The sequence below is a fragment of the Prevotella sp. ICM33 genome (genome assembly GCF_000517825.1).
Classification (GTDB): domain Bacteria; phylum Bacteroidota; class Bacteroidia; order Bacteroidales; family Bacteroidaceae; genus Prevotella; species Prevotella melaninogenica.
In genome coordinates, this window is record NZ_JACD01000016.1 from 20,995 (window position 1) to 37,633 (window position 16,639).

Consider the following 16,639-nt stretch of genomic DNA (forward strand, 5'->3'; position numbering starts at 1 on the left):
CAGGCAACGAAAAGGTTGTCTGGGATTTTTCAAACAGAAATGTTTTACTTAGTAATATATACATCTAATCTCTTGTTTAACATATTATTACAAGACTATCATACAAACCTATCAGAAGAGAAATAATGGCATACACTTTGCTCCTTTTACATCTATTAAAGATTAAGAAATTATGAGTTTACAAGAAATATTAGACCATAGAAGGGCTGTCAGACATTTCGACCCAAAGAAACCAGTCGATAGCACAGTTGTAAAGAAATGTATTGAACAAGCGACATTGGCTCCAACAAGTTCTAACTTACAACTTTGGGAGGCTTATCATGTAACTGACAAGAAGGTTTTGGAGAAGTTGGCGCCAGCATGCTTAAACCAGTTGACAGCACGTTCTGCACAACAGATTGTTGTATTTGTGACTCGACAGGACCTCTATAAGAAACATGCACAGGCGACACTTGCATTTGAAAAGGAGAACATCAACAAGTACAGTCCTACAGAGAAGAAGGAAAAACGCATTAAGAAATTAGAACTATATTATGCAAAAGCAATGCCATTTATCTATTCACGTTGCTTTGGATTGTGGGGACTTGTTCGTAAAGGCTTAGCACAAACGATTGGACTTTTCCGTCCAATCATTCGTCAAGTAAGTGAAGGCGACATGCGAGTTAGTGTACACAAGAGTTGTGCTTTGGCTGTTCAGACATTTATGTTGGCTATGAGTGAGGCTGGTTATGACACTTGTCCACTTGAAGGTTTCGATAGTCTGTTGGTAAAGAAGGCACTGAATCTACCTTACAATACAGAAATAAACATGGTTATAACCTGTGGCGTTCGTATGCCAGATGGCGTTTGGGGAGATCGTTATCGCCGCCCATTTGAGGAAACCTATCATTTGGTTTAGTACCCCTTCTGTAAATTATCATTGCTGTATGATACTCCTTCATTGCAAGAAGAAAACATACAGAATAGTTAACGGATAAACAAAAAGCAATAAGAAGGGATTTAGTAAGGATTTTATCCTTATCCATTGTCTTATTCGAATAGAAATACGTATCTTTGCAAACAATCTGAACAAGACAATGGATAAGGATATTAAAGACTTAAAAATAGCTGTAGCTGGAACGGGCTATGTAGGTCTCAGCATTGCAACACTGCTGAGTCAACACCATCATGTAACGGCTGTTGACGTAGTAAAAGAAAAGGTTGACCTCATAAACAACAGACGTTCGCCTATTCAAGATGATTATATTGAACAGTATTTGGCAGAGAAGGATTTAGAACTTACTGCCACATTGGATGCAGAGACTGCTTATAGGGATGCGGACTTTGTAGTCATCGCTACGCCAACTAATTATGATCCTGTGAAGAACTACTTTGACACACGACGTGTTGAGGAAGTTATCGAAATCGTAATGAAGGTGAATTCAGATGCTATCATGATTGTTAAGTCTACGATTCCGGTTGGTTACACTGAGCATATTAGAGCAAAATACAAGTGTAATAACATTCTCTTTGCTCCAGAATTCCTACGTGAAAGCAAGGCGCTTTATGACAATCTTTATCCAAGTCGCATTATCATTGGTCGTCCAGAAGGTGACAAACGCTTGGAACAAGCAGCACAGCTATTTGCCCAATTACTACAAGAAGGAGCAATAAAGGAGAATATCCCTACTCTATTTATGGGACTAACAGAGGCAGAAGCGGTGAAACTCTTTGCTAATACTTACCTTGCACTACGCGTAAGTTACTTCAATGAGTTAGACACCTACGCTGAGGTAAAAGGTCTTGATACATCTAACATCATTCAAGGTGTATGTCTTGACCCACGTATCGGCTCTTTCTATAACAATCCTTCTTTCGGTTATGGCGGCTATTGTCTGCCTAAGGACACTAAGCAGTTACTTGCTAACTATGCCGATGTGCCCGAAAATCTTATTCAAGCTATCGTTGAGAGTAACCGTACACGCAAGGACTTCATAGCTGACCAAGTATTGCATAAAGCTGGATATTACGACTATTACGACCGTGGTGACTATAGCCCAGAAGATGAGAAGGAGTGCGTCATTGGTGTCTATCGCCTTACTATGAAATCTAATAGTGACAACTTCCGCCAAAGTTCAATTCAAGGAGTAATGAAGCGTATTAAGGCAAAGGGTGCGCAAGTCATCATCTATGAGCCTACGCTTGAAGATGGCGCAACCTTCTTCGGTAGCCTTGTTGTCAACAACCTTGCTGACTTCAAACAGCGTTGCCATGCCATCATTGCCAACCGATACGACAAATGCCTTGATGATGTAAAGGAAAAAGTGTACACAAGGGATATATTTAGAAGGGATTAATATAATCCCAAATGCGGTCATTAGACACAAAAGCATAGCTCTTAGTACTATGGTATTGTTTCCTAACATCTTTTATTTCCTTATCGGCATATTGTTTGCCTTTGTAACTTGACGTAGATCGCTACGCCTGTGTTATAAAGCCAAACAATCTACTCGATAATAAAACAAAATATGTTTAGGCTCTAATGACGGATTTGGGATAATCCCATTCTCCACCCTCAGCCAATGTATTCATACTCATCACTCATGGTGCTAACAGTAAACACCATGAGTGCTAATGATATACACCCTCCGAGAAGTAGATAGGAAGACCTTTACCCATTTGTTAGTAAATAAGATTTACACCACCAAGAGAGAGTATTTATTACTTGGTTATATTGAGAAATACCCCTCCCAAGTAAACACAAAATTACCTATATAAAAGAGAGCCCTCAACGAATTATATACTAACTAAACACTGTTAATATTAGCCCTCGTCCTTTCATTTAGAGTCTTCTATTGCCCTCTATAAACTAAACATCACTATATCAACTTTTAGGTAAAACTATTTTTCCTGTCATATCTGTCACATCTTATATACTCATAACCCTTTTATCATCAATAAAATACGGCAACTGTTAAAAGTGACAGCAACGTACATTTAAACTAAATGTGGTGTTATTCACAAGATAAATACGCTTTATAAAAAGATTACCCAGACCTATAATTATATAAAGATAAAAAGGCTTGTCTCCCGACAAGCCTATTTATAATACAAAAACATTATGAAATAATTTATTTCGCGAACAAGATTATCATTTAATAATTCTGGCTTATGTCGCACATTTACAAGTGCGGCACTTGCGTTCACAGTACCGCTCGCACTGTACGCGAATGTCATATCCCAACATTGCACCGAGAATAAAATCCTCTTCTGGCGTTAGTTGGTTAAGAGGTTTGGTAATCATCAGCCGGATGGCATCAAGACACTCCTGACGACCAAAGAACAGGTTCATACGGTCACGACCCACCGGCTGGATGATATATGGGATATTCTGATGCTCGAGACGGAGCGTAGCGAATGACTCATACTTCTTATTACAAGTATACAAGACCATCTGTCGAACACCCTTCTTGTACTCATAGATGTGATTCATCAACACCTTCATATCGGCGGTCATCATATCTGTCATCATAGTTATCCCTTCGTGTGAATAGTTATAATGTAAGCACTAAGTTTATTTATCTTACAATGAAGGCTTAATATCTGCCAACCATGCATCAATACGACCTTCTGTCTGATCCTCTTCGTTTACATCATCCAAAGCAAGACCTATGAACTTACCATCAACAACAGCCTCGCTGTCATCAAAAGTATAGCCATCTGTTGATACACCAGGGAGGATATTTGCACCCTGTGCTGCATCATAAATCTCCTTCATTGCACTACAGAAAGTATCTGAATAGCTCTCGCTATCACCGCAACCGAAGATTGCAACAGTCTTACCAGAGAGGTCAGCACCCTTCAGTACGTTAATACCATCATACCAATCATCCTGCAACTCACCTGCGCCCCATGTTGAAGAGCCAAGGATAAGATTGTCATTCTCTGCTACTACTTCTGCAGAGAAATCTGACACGTTAATAGCTTCAACGCCGAGCTTCTCAGCGATGGTATTTGCAATGCTTTCGCATGTACCGGTTGATGAACCGTAAACAACAATAGTCTTCTTCATATTTTGTTACTGATTTAATTTCTGATATTATTAATCTTTACGGTTGCAAAGATACGATGAAAAAGTATTACCTGCAATACCTAAAAATGATGGTTTGTGCAAAATACCTACTTTTAGTGAGTACTTTCTTTTACTTTACAAACTTCTTTCCATTTCTTATATATATACCTTTAGGTAGATTCGCATCAGAAGTTCCTACATAACGACCATCTAAGAGGTAAATACGGTTATCATATAGCTCTGATACCTTCTTTTGACCAATCGTATTAATACCCAAAGCCTTTCTACGTAAAACTTCTCTCAGTCCTGCAGCAACGTCAATCTGCCCATATCCATAAAGATTATTAGGATAACTGAGTGACGTATCATAATGAGAACAAGTCTTAGCGAATATCTCCAGACAATCAGCTGGCGTCAACGTTGGATCAGCTTGTAACCAAAGTGCTATCGCACCCGTCACAACTGGTGCAGACATTGACGTTCCTGCATTAGCATTCCAAGCATAGGTACGATCATTATATTTAAAATGACGCACATCACTTTTTACAGAAGCATTTACATTCTTTGGATTATTGATAAAGAAGGTACTATAAGATGAGATGATATTCTGACCTGGTGCCATTACGTCTGGTTTTATACGCCCATCCAATGTTGGTCCCATAGCTGAGAACGGAGAACGGATGCCCTTCTGTCCACTATCATACACCTTCTTTTCACCTAAATAATTAACAAACTGTGTACGATAGCTTGTCGAACCAACACATATCACATCTGGCGCACTGGATGGTGAGAAGATTGTATATCTACAATTCCCTGCATCCAACACAGGGTCAAGTGAATGTGGAAACATATAGCCCGACATACGGTAAAGTTCTATATCGGCATCCCTACCCATAACTTGAAGTGAAACTTGCGGACTATCTCCAAGCTTCGACGGACTACTAATTTGAAAATCATAAGCCGTCTCACGTGTATCATAACTATTCGGATATGCCAACACACGCCATATATATTTCTTTCCACCAACTAATAAGGAATCAGTAAGTAGTGAGTCTTGAGCATTACAAACATTAACCGTTGAAATATCAACGATTTGCGGGGAAGCTACGTTATCATATACACTTACTCGAAAAGTAAACGTCTGCTTAGACTTTGCCGTACAACTAAAGCGTTTCTCATTACCCATGATAAAAGCTCCAGCTCGCTCTTTTCCTATATTCTTATGTATATACGAATTTCTTGCTCCATCGTTACCAGCAGAAGAAACAATGATTCGTCCTGGTCCTATTAGTTTAGCAAGTAGCTCATAATATAATTGGTCATAGCCATGAAAATCCTGCGAACTACCCTCACTAAAATTGATGACACACGGTTGATGCATACGTTCCGCATAATCGAATATATACTTAAAACCAAGTGCATCTGTGGCATAGGTAAACTTATAATAATCTTTTGGATCTATCAAAGATGCATTATCTGCAGCATTGTCAACCAATACCAAGTCGGCATCACAAGCCATACCACGATAAGGAGAAACGGCTCCATTCCCTTCTGCCCCACTACCGGCAGCAATCCCAGCTGTATGCGTTCCGTGTGTCTGTGTCTCACCATCAATGGGATGTTTCAGTTCTAACAAGGCTTCACGACCTACATAATCGCGACCTACATATAATGTTGAACCGATAGTATCGCGCGACAACTGGTCCCATAAAGCTTTGATACGATACTTGCTCATATCAGCTGAATAAAAATTAGGATGTGTCAAATCAAAACCAATATCTTGTACACCAACAACGACACCACTTCCAGTATAGCTCTGCGATAGTCCTTCACCCGTATAAACTTTCTCAGCATTAACAACTAATCGAGTAGTATCCATTTGTATGCTGCATCGTCTTCCTGTCTCAATTCGCTTCACTTGTCTGCCACACGACAATGCCCCGAGCTTACTAAGAGGAATGGCTGCTATACTAATATCCCCCACACGTGCCAACTCCTTACAGCCATACTGCCTTAGAACTTCTGCCGAATTACCATCAATACGTACAAAAGCTGTCAACAATCTATCATCACTCTGACTACGAGTAAGCTGCTTCGTTGCCAATGCCGATGCCATTGCTTCGCGAACAAATGGCGACATCTTCTCATAGCGAGGACGCTGAGCAATAATGCCAAGAGAGGTAAATATAAAGAGTAGAAAAACTATTAAACGATTCATTTCTTTATGGGCTAATTACAAATAATGTATTATATAAGTAATGTATTCTGCCACAAAGGAACAAAAAAAAACTGACATATGCAAGATGTATTAGAGCTCAGTACCATATGTACGAAGCATCAACATGGCTCTTCTACAAACAACTTATTCCCATGTTATTGATTTTTGTAAACTATTTTTGTGTAGCTCAAAACCAATACATGCTCTTTTGGCTTCTAAGAGATGCTTAATTGACTTACAAAAGACGCCCTTTAAGACCCTTACTAACGCCCTTTTGAAGTCCAATTAAGCACCTTTAAATTTACCACTTTATAACTAATTGATTTACTTATGGTTACAAACCTACTCCGTATATCTGTTTTTACCGTTAGTTATAGATATTTTCCTTGAACATATGTAATGTTTTTTCAAAGTCTTATCTATTGATTTTCGAAGTTTAAAAAGAAATGATTTTCAATGTCAGAGGATAATAATAGAATAGATAGACGACTGTTTTAGTCCTATTTTTGTTTAGTGAGTAACCTTGGTTGTTTCGTTAAAGCAATACGAAAAGCATCCACATATTTAACGGAAGAACCAAAAAAAAAGGCTATAAGTCAGAATCTGACTCATAGCCTTCCATTTACATATATGAAACCTTCTCTACATGAGAATATGTTGATTTCTTACTTGTTCAAGCCACGGTTGTTCAGCGTAACGTTGAGAAGCTTTACATACTCACGGTACTGACGGTCGCTCAAAACATAACGCATATAAGAAAGATCCTTCTTAATAGCACTCTGAACCTTAGCGTCACGCTCTGAATTATCAGCAACAGAAGCATTCATCATCTCTGTAGCAAAAGTGCGATTAATATCCTCAACAACATCAACCTGATCATAATTAAGATTCAACGCACGACTAAGAGCGTATGTGCTTACATTGAACTTATATGCGTTAGCATTTGTAGTTGTGTTGTTGTTATCGTTCTCACCTGCTGCAAAAGCCATTGTCATACTCATCACTGCTGCTACTGTCAATACAATCTTCTTCATATTCATTATCCTTTCTTAATTATTTAAAGTCTTATTAAAAGACTTATCATTATCTTTTATTCTGTAATTAATTTCCTTATTACGAATGCAAAGTTACAAGATTATTCGGACACAATATAACTATTCGTTACTTATCATTAATTTTTGCTTATATTTTTGACACACATCAATGCATTTGATTTATATCAGTTACAAAAAAAATAGATACGACCCTACCCTTCCTAATAAACCATATATAATAGTAGTACGAAAAAGAAAAAACAGTAACTAAGCAGATTTTATTCCGTTTTAAATCATTACCTTTGCAAATACGTATAATAAATATAGATTAATAAAAATAACAATGGAGAATAATAAACATCGACTCGTTGTAGTCAGCTACGAACTATATAGTATCGAAAATGGTGAGGAGCAATTCCTCGAAAAGACAGAAGATATGCAGCCAATGCAGCTCTATACAGGTTGCAACATGGCGTTACCAGCCTTTGAGCAGGAGATTGTTAAGTTTGAAAAAGACGCAGACTTCAAGTTCTCTCTCACTAAGGAGCAGGCTTATGGGGAGCATGACGATAACAGCGTATTAGCTCTCGACAAGGCTACTTTCTCACCTAACGGAGTTTTTGATGCTGAGAACATCTATAAAGATGCAGTCGTTCCTTTGCAGAACGAAAATGGTCAGCGTTTCTTAGGAAAGGTCTTGGACATATCAGATGATAAAGTAACCATCGACCTCAACCACCCTCTCGCAGGCAAGGACCTTGTTTTCTATGGTCATGTCTTCGAGAATCGTGAGGCAAGTGAAGAAGAAGTAAAAGACTTCTTTGAGCAAATGAATCAGCATCACTGTGGTGGTGGATGTGGCGGAGGCTGCGGTAGCGACAACGGAGGTGGCTGTGGTTGCGGAGGCCATGAAGATGGAGAAGGAGGCTGCTGCGGCTGTCATTAAGATAAATTCTCCCTCTCCCGTCCAGCTATTTACTATGGAACATATAAAGAGAAGGAGATGATAGGAAAGTCTACAACATATTTTTCTTTCCTATCAATCACGCATCACGATTATCATTCATAGGAACTTTGGCATGAATACATTCGGAAAGCTCTTCACACTTACCACCTTCGGCGAAAGCCATGGAGCTGCCGTGGGTGGTATAGTTGATGGTATGCCAGCTGGTGTAACCATTGACACAGACTTCATTCAGCGTGAATTGGCACGTCGCCGACCAGGTCAAAGCCATATCACAACGGATAGAAAGGAAGCAGACCAAGTAGAACTGCTGAGCGGTGTGTTTGAGGGAAAGTCAACAGGTGCGCCCATTGGTTTTCTTGTTCGCAATACCAATCAACATTCAAAGGACTATGATAATATCCGTGACATCTTCCGTCCGTCACATGCCGACTATACATATTACAGCAAATATGGTATTCGTGACTATCGTGGAGGCGGTCGGGCGTCTGCTCGCATTACACTTTCACGTGTCGTAGCAGGAGCCTTAGCCAAACTTGTGTTGCGCCAACAGGGTATCAGTATCTCTGCCTACACTTCACAAGTGGGCGACATTCTACTTGAGAAAGATTATTATAAATATGATTTAAATCTCATTGAGTCAAACCCAGTTCGCTGTCCCGACCCATTAAAAGCAAAGGAGATGGAGAACCTAATAGCACAGGTAAAGCGCGAAGGAGACACCATCGGTGGCGTTATTTCTTGCGTTATCAAAGGCTGTCCAGTGGGCTTAGGCGAACCAGAATTTGGAAAACTTCATGCACAATTAGGTGCTGCTATGCTTAGTATCAACGCTGTGAAGGGTTTTGAATATGGTGAAGGATTTGCTGGTTCTTCATGGAGAGGTAGCCAGCAAAACGACACTTTCCTACCAACTGGCGATGGTATGCAATACCCAAGATGCAATGTAGAAACGAACCATAGCGGTGGCATACAGGGTGGAATCAGTAACGGAGAGGATATTTACTTCCGTGTTGCATTCAAACCTGTTGCAACCCTACTTATGGAACAGCAGACAGTGAACATAGAGGGTGAGGCAACAACGATGGATGTACGTGGTCGACATGATCCTTGTGTCTTACCTCGCGCAGTCCCTATTGTTGAGGCTATGGCTGCAATGACCATACTTGACGCATTGCTAATAAGTAAGACTAACAGACTGTAGACAATTTCTTTCGTAAGGACTTACTTCCCACAGCAGTGATAAAACAACATATTAGAAGGAGTTAAATCTTATCTTCTCACGCTTACATTCTGTAGATAGTAGCGGAGACAGACATGGACTTAACTCCTTCTAATTTGTCTTAGCTCTATTTCATTTTAATAATACAGAGCTAACCAATCTTCTTCTCGTTTGTTATAGGCTTGCAATAAAAGCACTTAAAGCCGTTCCACCGTCCAAAGAAGGCGAATATGATTCAAGTACATTGAGCTTTGTACTACCAATAACGTCCTTTAAATCCTTTGCAGTATTCAGTACACAGATATCTCCAGCCAAGCCACAAACATCTATCTGTTCTATCTTCAAAGCCTTAATTAATTGATGGAGAACACCCGCAGAAGCTTCATTTTGCATAATAGAATACTCATCCTTCTCTATGCTATCGCCCTTATACAATAAGGTGAAGCCACCCTTTGATTCATTAAGAGCAACCAATAGTGATTGCCAAAGAGCTGCTCCAACAGAATGTTGTACACAATGGCGTGGCCACATTCCACCCTCATCAGCAAACGAACTATGATGATAAGGATGCCAATCTGCTGTAACAATCTTCACGGTATATTCATTACCTTTTTCCTTTACATACTTTGCCAGCGCATCCATTGCCTCGGCTGCGCCTCCTACAGGAAGTGTTCCTGTAATAAAGTCGATTTGTGGATCGACTATTAACAATAGCTTTTTCATATTTTATTGTCCCTTTAAACAATAAGACCTAATAGTTTCATTATCTATATTACAAAGCTAACAGAATATAAATCGTAGCTTTATAATATCAACGTTAATACGCTACAGATATTTTCTGAACACCCCAAACTTAATATAAAAATAGCGATACACAACCCATGTATCACTATTTTCCTCTTAAATTTCTATACTTGTGCGTTGTCTGGCTCAATCTCATGAGCATCTACTTCTATCACTCCACGCTTAACGTGACCATCGTAAGTAACAAAGTAAATACCCGTACCCGGTGTCCATTCCATACAGAAGAGTTCTCCTGGACCATTAAAACCATTCTTCTTGATAACGCGTAATGCCCATGCCTGTGAACGACCACTCTGCTTAAGACCACTCGCAACAAACTCACCATTGTTAACAAGCAAGAATGAATCTGATGTCTTGCCTGTTGGTAGAACTGTCACCGCACCATTTGCTTCAAACAAAACATCCTCAACTTCAAACATAGAGAAGATTCCCTTTTGTCTTAAAAGCAAACGGAATTGCTCCATTTCAAGGCTATTACGCTTAAAGTTCTTAAAGTTAATAACGCCATTCTTCACCAGGAAAACGCTCTCTCCCTTAATAATATGACGTAGACGGGCAGAACGCATAGCAAAACGAACGAGCATATTAAAGCCTGTCCATACTGCCAAAGCAAAGAGAAGATGCCACACAGACATATCTGGATTGTACAAGACACCACCGACTAAAGCACCAATTACAAAGGCACTTACAGTATCAAGTGGCGTAAGTTGTGCCATCTGAGCTTTTCCTGTAATACGTAGAAAAGCCAAAATACCTATCATACCCGTAACAAGTTTCAAGGTAATGCCTATATAAGGCTGAATAAACTCAATCATTTTTTGTTCTTAAAGCTGTTATTATAAATTGAATTTTTATTCTACAAAAATACGTCTTTTATACTTAACTCGCAAATAACATGACTAAAAAAAACTACGAAACAATTAATTCTATTTACAGAAAGCCTAAAAACAAGTCTTTTATAGCTATAAAGCCATCTGCAGAAATTAAAAAAGAAAGCAACTCCTTTGCCAGTTCAGAAATAATATATAACTTCGCACCGAACAAACTGGTAGAGTGATTAACAGATACCTAAATAATAGGGATTTCCACCTTTACCATAAAAGAAAGATAAAAATGGAATACTATATCAAGATTAATGAAGAAAAGAGAGGTCCTTATAGCCTCAACGAATTAGCCGAAAGAAAATTGGATGCTACAACGTTAGTAATGCCAACAGATGGTGTAGAATGGGTTCCTGCCAACCAGATAGAAGAACTTCGCACACTCTTTGAGAGTAAAGAATCTATCAATAAGACAGAGAAAACAGAAGAGATACCTTTTGTTGAGGCAAGACCTATCATACAAACAGCACAACAAGAAGCAGTTCAGCAGCCACAACCAGCACCTAAGAAGAAGAGTCACACTGGTTGTCTTATCGGTATTTTGCTCACATTGGTTGTCTTGGTTGCAGTGATGGTTGTCACTTGCCCAAAGACAGAACAACACAAGGAAGTACTCTCTACCGTTATCACTACTACTGTAAATGATGCTGTAAATGACAACGATAATCTTACAGGCAACACCTTCATCGACAACGCTTTCAAAACAGTCAGCAATGCCTTTGCAGGTAAGGTGATTGAGACTGCTGTTGATAACCTCGTCACTGTCGATAACTATGTTGTATGTTCATTAGGTAAGGTACACTATGATGGCAAAGATCATATCGTATCTTTAGGTATCTTCGGGCATATCTTTACTGTAGATGAAGATGACCTTCAAGAAGCTGCAGAACAGTATTACAAGAAAGAAGAAATCAACATGAAGGAACAACTTAAGAAAAAAGCACAGAAGATGTTGCAGGAAAACATCATTGCACCTGCAACCTCAGCCATCGAAGGACTCTTGGGAAGTGCTATGGATGGTCTTCTGGATGAAATCGGTTTAGACAATCAACCCTCAAAACAAAGTAAGAAAAAGACAGTGAAAGCTGATTCTATCTAAGTAAATATTAGGCTTTCAGATAGACTTATAGATGGATAATAACGCAAAAGATAGTTGTTAAAAAACAATATTTCTACATAAAAGGAAAGGTTTTACATATTATCTTTTGCATATAAACAATATTTTATATACATTTGCACAATTAATTTAAATAGAAAACAAGTATGAAGAAATTATTTTTTTTAGGGTTAATAACGTTGTTTTTTGTGTCTTGTGCCTCTTCTTTAAATAGTGAAAAGATTGACACTCTGAAAGAACAGCAGAAGGTGCTCAAGATGACTACAGAGTTAAACAAACTGCAGTTAGATTACGAAAAAGAGAAGGCAAACAATGCCGAACTCAGCAAGAAAGCAGCTGACATCAATGTTGAAGCAAATATAGCAACAACAGAATTCAGCACAACCAACGCATCAAGCACTGTTAAGGATGCAAAGACCACTATCAAGCGTCTGAAGGAAGCTAAGTCTATCAACAAGAAGTTGGCTAAGAGTCAGAAGACTTTAAGCAAGATGGAAAGAAAGATTGCTAAGCTTCAGGCAAAGATTGATGACTCTAACAAACGTATCAAGTTTGTTAACAATTAATATCGTCAAAAATATTATCGAAAATAAAGGACGCACATTTTGTGCGTCCTCTCTTATGTATAGTCCGTTTAACAGACAACTATACTTTTTTACCTCATAACTAATAGTCTCTACGAAAAACCATCATTTTACTCTCGTAAAAATATCATATAATGAAAAAGAAAATACTTCTATCACTATTGGTACTATTGGCTCATTTACCAATATACTCCCAAATGCTCTTTTCAGAGAATCTAACATTAGATATAGATAGTACAAAAACAATACAAGGAACTTTATTACCTGTACTGGATTTTAAGACAGAAAAGGAAAATGTTCTCACACTCAAGAATACCGCTAATCTCAACCTCTTAATAAAGCACAAGCGTGTTATTAACTTAATAAACAAGTTGGAGTTTTCAACTTACGGCAAGAAAGTAACAGTAAGTGGCGGATTTGTACACGTTGAATATCGTTATCTCCTCAGTCGTGCTTTTGAGGTTTATCCTTATGCTGAGTCACAATGGGCAGAAAGTCGTGGAATGGAATACAAGATTTCAACTGGCTTACTATCACGCTATAGGATTATAAACAAAGAAAAATATCTTATGTTTGCATCAGCGGGTATGTTCTATGAATTTGAGAAATGGGAAGATCCAACTCCTAATGCAGCCCCATCACATGTTTATAGTCGTAGCATAAAAAGTCACCTATCAGTAAGTTTCAAACAGCATTTAGGAGAACACTGGGAACTAACAACCACAGCTATTCATCAGGCGAAGCCAGATAGTTACTTTAAGGAAGCACGATTCGGTGGCGCAGCAGACTTAAAGTATAATATTACACCAAACATTGGCATAAATGGTGCCTACCGCGTTATCTACGACACAGCACCAATTGTACCAATTAGAAAGACTTATACAACCGTAGAGGCGGGGCTTAGTGTATCATTCTAAGTAGTACAACAGTGATAAATTAGCAAGAAGGCAATACTTTTCTGCATCTTTTTCTGCTATAAAATATGGTTCTTCCGTTAAATGTGCGGACGCTTTTCGTATTGCTTTAATGGAAGAAGCGAAGTTACTCACTAAACAAAATATGGCTAAGACTGTCATCTATCTATCCTATTATCATCCTCTGACATTAAAAAACTTTTTGTTTTAAGACTTTGAAAACAACAGATAATGATTTGAAAAATCATTACATAAATTCAAATAAGACATCCATAAATAACGACAAAAACACATATAAAAGCCAGGCTTGTAACCATAAGGAAATCAATTAGTTATAAAGCAGCAAAGTGAAAGGTGCTTAATTGGACTTCAAAAGGGCGTTAATAAGGGTCTTAAAGGGCACCTATTGCAAGTCAATTAGGCGTCTTTTAGAAGCCAAAAGAGCATATATTGGCTTCGAACAGCATAAAAACATTTTACAATAAAATGTGTATATTTTAATATTGGAGACGCAGAACAAGTGGTAGATGGTCGCTAAATCCATTATTAAAACGCATACCATTATAATTACGGCGGGGCTTTACTCCACCGTATTTTGTATCTTCTTCTAATAGAAACGGCGCATCATTGATACGGCAATCTGTTACCCAAGAACGCAGGTTTACACTTATGAGTATCTGGTCCAGACTTCCCCATTCTCCATGATAACGATAAGTTCCTTTCGCCCCATTACGTCCGTGCACTCCCGCAGATATATTAATCAATCCATATTCGTACGCACGTTGTAGCGAAGGGCTATCTGCATAATCATTAAAGTCGCCCATCACTAACAGTTTCGGGGCTGTATACGCACTACGAAGAGAGTCTATAGCACTACACAATCGCTCCATTACGTGCATTCTAAAAGGACGAGAATAAAGTTCACCACCCATTCGACTTGGTGCATGAAGTAGGAAAACGTGTAGCGTATCACCGCTTTCTATTTCACCTTCTACATGTAGAATATCTCGAGTTGGGCGCATTTCCTTCATAGGTATGACACAAATCGTATCGGCTTTTATCAATCGGAAGGAAAAAGGAGAATACAATAACGCCACATCTATACCACGAGTATCATTCGAAGCTGTCATCACATATTCATAACGAGCCTTACGCAACAAAGATCGACGAGTAAGGTCAAAGAGTACACTATCGTTCTCTACCTCGCATAAACCTACAATATCTGGCAGTGTCCAACCACTACTATCTTCACCACAAGCAATGATTGTCTGCCCTATCCTATTCAGTTTTTGCCAATACTTCGTACGTGTCCAATGTCGAGGAGAGTCTGGTAAGAATTCATAATCATTCTTCAAAGTATCGTGTCGAGTATCAAACAAATTCTCAGTATTGAGTTCAACAATCGTCAAACGAGTTTGAGCTTCAGATAAAAAAGAGCTCAACAAGAACAAAAAGATTGACAATATACGCATAAGTTTCAGGTTTATAGATAAGTAAGTTATTATTTCTTTATATCAATGTCTCGTGCCACATGATTACGTTTTTGGTCTGACACGTCTTCATATCAGCAGTATCCTTTTCATCAATATCTACATAAAACCATAATAACCTCCTTCTCGCTATTCATCTACACTCACCACCTATCACTCTACTTATTCACAACCTCCAACTGCTGACGTACACTCTCCTCATGTATTAATTCGAAGACCTGAGCAGCAAAGTTGGCATCCATACCGCATAGGCTCGCTTGTGCGCCACGCTTTTCGAGGATTTCACCATATCTACCAGTTTGAAGAATGGTCATATTATGCTCTTTTTTAAAGGCTCCTATCTCACGACAAATGCGGAAACGCTTGGCAAGAAGTCCCATTAAAGAGTTATCAAGCTCGTCTATTTGGGCACGAAGAAGTCTAAGTCCTTCGGTTGTAGAGGTATGATCGCGTACTACCAAAAGAGAAAGAATATAATCAAGAATATCAGGAGTTACCTGCTGTTCTGCATCGCTCCACGCCTTCTCAGGCGTACAATGACTCTCAATTATCAACCCATCAAAGCCTAAGTCCATAGCCTGCTGACATAGTGGTGCTATTAAATCGCGACGACCACCGATATGGCTTGGGTCACAGATTATAGGAAGTCCTGGTATTCTTCTACGCAACTCTATAGGAATCTGCCACATAGGGGCATTTCGATAAATTTTCTTTTCATAGCTTGAGAAACCTCGATGAATAACTCCTAAACGTTTCAAGCCGGCTTGATTAAGTCTTTGAAGTGCACCTATCCATAGTTCAAGGTCAGGATTGACAGGGTTCTTTACCAATACAGGGATATCTATTCCTTGCAAAGCATCAGCCAAAGCCTGCATAGCAAAAGGGTTAGCAGATGTTCTTGCACCTATCCAAAGAATATCCATACCATATTTCAGAGCCACTTCAACATGCTCAGGTGTCGCCACCTCGGTTGAAATCATCATACCAGTCTCTTCCTTTACACGCTGCATCCATGGTAAAGCCATCTCTCCATTACCCTCAAAACCACCCGGTTTCGTACGTGGTTTCCATACACCAGCACGGAAGATATGGCACCCTTTGGCAGCAAGATTACGTGCCGTAGACATCACTTGTTCTTCTGTTTCAGCCGAACAGGGACCTGCAATGACTAATGGACGTTCCTTGTCGCTCGGAAGTCGCAAAGGCTCTAACTCTAATTCCATAATCATATATCTTTTATTCCTTATTTACTTAATTGTTCCCCAAAGGTAATACAAATGATGCATAAAACCTTATTTTACCATTCTAAAGATGCAATTTGATTGTATGCTTTTATCATCAACTTGTCTTTTACACGTTG

General features: G+C 38.9%; 15 protein-coding genes. 7 read left to right on the forward strand and 8 right to left on the reverse strand.

Annotated elements, in window-relative coordinates; translation table 11 throughout:
- Positions 1–172: 172 nt before the first annotated feature.
- Together HMPREF1505_RS03200 and HMPREF1505_RS03205 are read left to right on the forward strand one after the other, a co-directional pair.
- Positions 173–898, forward strand: coding sequence for a nitroreductase family protein (locus tag HMPREF1505_RS03200; RefSeq protein WP_036922420.1), 726 nt, complete (start codon positions 173–175; stop codon positions 896–898).
- A gap of 178 nt (positions 899–1,076) precedes the next feature.
- The gene (locus HMPREF1505_RS03205; RefSeq protein ID WP_036922423.1) at positions 1,077–2,336 is read left to right on the forward strand and encodes a nucleotide sugar dehydrogenase; all 1,260 of its coding nucleotides are present in this window, start codon (positions 1,077–1,079) and stop codon (positions 2,334–2,336) included.
- Positions 2,337–3,148: 812 nt separating this feature from the next.
- Here HMPREF1505_RS03205 and HMPREF1505_RS03210 read toward each other — a convergent pair.
- The 4 genes from HMPREF1505_RS03210 to HMPREF1505_RS03225 form a co-directional block, all read right to left on the reverse strand.
- The gene (locus HMPREF1505_RS03210; RefSeq protein WP_004360179.1) at positions 3,149–3,508 is read right to left on the reverse strand and encodes a DUF2023 family protein; all 360 of its coding nucleotides are present in this window, start codon (positions 3,506–3,508) and stop codon (positions 3,149–3,151) included.
- 54 nt (positions 3,509–3,562) lie between these two features.
- The gene (fldA, locus tag HMPREF1505_RS03215) at positions 3,563–4,051 is read right to left on the reverse strand and encodes a flavodoxin FldA (RefSeq protein ID WP_036922427.1); all 489 of its coding nucleotides are present in this window, start codon (positions 4,049–4,051) and stop codon (positions 3,563–3,565) included.
- A gap of 130 nt (positions 4,052–4,181) precedes the next feature.
- Positions 4,182–6,269 carry a S8 family serine peptidase gene (locus HMPREF1505_RS03220; protein WP_036922429.1) on the reverse strand — a complete coding sequence of 696 codons (2,088 nt, stop codon included), beginning with the start codon at positions 6,267–6,269 and terminating at the stop codon, positions 4,182–4,184.
- 665 nt (positions 6,270–6,934) lie between these two features.
- Complete coding sequence (locus HMPREF1505_RS03225) at positions 6,935–7,309, reverse strand: hypothetical protein (protein WP_036922433.1); 375 nt, start codon at positions 7,307–7,309, stop codon at positions 6,935–6,937.
- Between the two features lie 337 nt (positions 7,310–7,646).
- On the opposite strand from HMPREF1505_RS03225, the gene HMPREF1505_RS03230 reads away from it, so the two are divergent.
- Together HMPREF1505_RS03230 and aroC are read left to right on the forward strand one after the other, a co-directional pair.
- A complete protein-coding gene (locus tag HMPREF1505_RS03230) occupies positions 7,647–8,249 on the forward strand; it encodes a peptidylprolyl isomerase (RefSeq protein WP_036922436.1) in 603 nt (200 codons plus the stop codon).
- A gap of 133 nt (positions 8,250–8,382) precedes the next feature.
- Positions 8,383–9,471, forward strand: coding sequence for a chorismate synthase (gene aroC, locus HMPREF1505_RS03235; protein ID WP_036922438.1), 1,089 nt, complete (start codon positions 8,383–8,385; stop codon positions 9,469–9,471).
- 192 nt (positions 9,472–9,663) lie between these two features.
- On the opposite strand, the gene HMPREF1505_RS03240 is transcribed toward aroC, so the two are convergent.
- Together HMPREF1505_RS03240 and HMPREF1505_RS03245 are read right to left on the reverse strand one after the other, a co-directional pair.
- Positions 9,664–10,212 (reverse strand): isochorismatase family protein, encoded by a 549-nt coding sequence (locus HMPREF1505_RS03240; protein ID WP_036922441.1) that lies wholly within the window; start codon positions 10,210–10,212, stop codon positions 9,664–9,666.
- A 185-nt stretch (positions 10,213–10,397) separates the two neighbouring features.
- Positions 10,398–11,108 carry a DUF421 domain-containing protein gene (locus HMPREF1505_RS03245; protein WP_036922444.1) on the reverse strand — a complete coding sequence of 237 codons (711 nt, stop codon included), beginning with the start codon at positions 11,106–11,108 and terminating at the stop codon, positions 10,398–10,400.
- A 298-nt stretch (positions 11,109–11,406) separates the two neighbouring features.
- Here HMPREF1505_RS03245 and HMPREF1505_RS03250 point away from each other — a divergent pair, with 298 nt between their 5' ends.
- The 3 genes from HMPREF1505_RS03250 to HMPREF1505_RS03260 all read left to right on the forward strand — a co-directional run bounded on the left by HMPREF1505_RS03250 (position 11,407) and on the right by HMPREF1505_RS03260 (position 13,792).
- Positions 11,407–12,273, forward strand: a complete 867-nt coding sequence (locus HMPREF1505_RS03250; protein ID WP_036922447.1) for a GYF domain-containing protein — start codon at positions 11,407–11,409, stop codon at positions 12,271–12,273.
- A 164-nt stretch (positions 12,274–12,437) separates the two neighbouring features.
- Positions 12,438–12,857: a hypothetical protein gene (locus tag HMPREF1505_RS03255; RefSeq protein ID WP_013263826.1), complete on the forward strand. Its 420-nt coding sequence runs from the start codon at positions 12,438–12,440 to the stop codon at positions 12,855–12,857.
- 152 nt (positions 12,858–13,009) lie between these two features.
- Positions 13,010–13,792 carry a DUF481 domain-containing protein gene (locus HMPREF1505_RS03260; RefSeq protein WP_036922453.1) on the forward strand — a complete coding sequence of 261 codons (783 nt, stop codon included), beginning with the start codon at positions 13,010–13,012 and terminating at the stop codon, positions 13,790–13,792.
- Between the two features lie 494 nt (positions 13,793–14,286).
- On the opposite strand, the gene HMPREF1505_RS03265 is transcribed toward HMPREF1505_RS03260, so the two are convergent.
- Entirely contained in the window at positions 14,287–15,261 is a 975-nt protein-coding gene (locus tag HMPREF1505_RS03265) for an endonuclease/exonuclease/phosphatase family protein (RefSeq protein ID WP_036922456.1), read from the reverse strand.
- 176 nt (positions 15,262–15,437) lie between these two features.
- On the reverse strand, positions 15,438–16,502 hold the full coding sequence (locus tag HMPREF1505_RS03270; protein WP_036922569.1) for a bifunctional 3-deoxy-7-phosphoheptulonate synthase/chorismate mutase type II: 1,065 nt from the start codon (positions 16,500–16,502) through the stop codon (positions 15,438–15,440).
- Positions 16,503–16,639: the final 137 nt, after the last annotated feature.